This is a genomic window from Lysinibacillus sp. CNPSo 3705 (assembly GCF_028674935.1).
Lineage (GTDB): Bacteria > Bacillota > Bacilli > Bacillales_A > Planococcaceae > Lysinibacillus.
This window is the reverse complement of record NZ_JAQZSD010000157.1, coordinates 1-1,470: the sequence shown is the minus strand read 5'-3', so window position 1 is coordinate 1,470 and position 1,470 is coordinate 1. Positions and strand designations below refer to the sequence as shown.

The window sequence follows — 1,470 nt, the reverse complement described above, 5'->3', positions numbered from 1 at the left end:
TTTGTTGTTGGTTTAAAATAAAGTTTAATTAAAACCACAAATGCTGATTTTACAATAGAAAAAACCCATCTATTTTGAAAAAAGATTAATCAAAATGGATGGATTTAATTTTGTGAAGGGTTTATTTTAAAGAACCCCTATTCTTCAATAGGGGCCACTAAATTAATTTCTCCTATATATTATTGGAGGGATTTTACATTTTTGAGATACTGATTGTTGTTCTCTTTCTTCTCACAGGTAGGACTCATAATATTCTTCTAATGTTAACCCTTTATTATATAACTCAGCGGCTAAATTTACCCCAACATAACGAATATGCCATGGTTCATATTGGTAGCCGGTAATATTTTCTTTCTCTTTTGGAAAGCGAATGATATATCCATATTTATGGACGTTATCTTCAAGCCATGCTGCCTCTTCTGTATTCGCGAAACAATCATCTGCTGCACAAGATCCATCGGATCCACTAACGTCAATTGCTAATCCTGATTGATGTTCGCTTGTTCCAGGAACAGCACTATATGTTTTTGCTTTTTCGATTCCATCCTTTTCAACATAATTATTAAATAAGGTTGTTTGAGTTTGAGAAGAACGATAGGCTGAAACACCTGCTAGATGAATATTCTGTTTATTCGCCGCATGGAACAATTTTTCTAGATACTTCGCTGCTTCTTCTCTCATCATTCTTTTTTCTATTTTTTCATTAAATATAAATGGAACATTTGGATAAACGAGTTCTTTCGGTTCATAACCTTCTGGAAAAGCATATTTTTTGTTGACAAGAACGGTAATACTTTCAGGTTCATCGACAGTGAGTACTCCCTGTTGGATCTGTTGTTTGTTTTGTTTATTTCCGGAACAGCCAGAAACAATTAGAATCACCATGAGTAGTGCAATTGTGACTATTTTTTTTTTCATACTTATATGACTCCTCGTATATTAGTGTAAGAGCTCTTTCCGATAGAATTTCCGGTTGATCCGGACAACTGGGGGATCAGTTGAATTTTTTATAGAAGATAGTCGCTTTTTGGCTCCCATCTGTTTATTCCGCACCCTCAACCTTCCTTAAGTTTCTACACGTTATCAGGAAATACTGTCACAATCACACCATCAGTATTATTGCCTGATACCTCATAACGAAGATTGGTTGGCACATTAATAGTAGCGTTTTCAGTAACAGGATAATAAAAGACCTCATATTTTTGATCATTTACAGTAGCAGAAATATGTTTTCGTTCTTTTAGATAGCCCAAATATTCCTCTAAAACAAAATTCTTTTCTTTCATAATCGCACTATGTGGTAAACCGACATAGCGGATATGCCATGGTTCATTCATAATTCCCGTTATGTCAGTTTTATCTTCTGGGTATCGTAGAGTAAACCCGTATTTCCAAGCGTTCTCTGCAATCCACTCTCCCTCAGGTGCTACCTCCATCTTCCCTTGGGTACTTCCCACATCAAGCGATAAA

Annotated in this window: 2 protein-coding genes; both read right to left on the bottom strand. The window is 35.4% G+C overall.

The features are described 5' to 3' along the window. Nucleotides 1-231: 231 nt before the first annotated feature. Nucleotides 232-918: a M15 family metallopeptidase gene (locus tag PVA17_RS24745; protein WP_274069338.1), complete on the bottom strand. Its 687-nt coding sequence runs from the start codon at nt 916-918 to the stop codon at nt 232-234. Nucleotides 919-1,073: 155 nt separating this feature from the next. Continuing rightward, nucleotides 1,074-1,470, bottom strand: a 397-nt coding sequence (locus PVA17_RS24740) for a M15 family metallopeptidase (RefSeq protein ID WP_274069337.1), incomplete at its 5' end; no start/stop codon positions are given.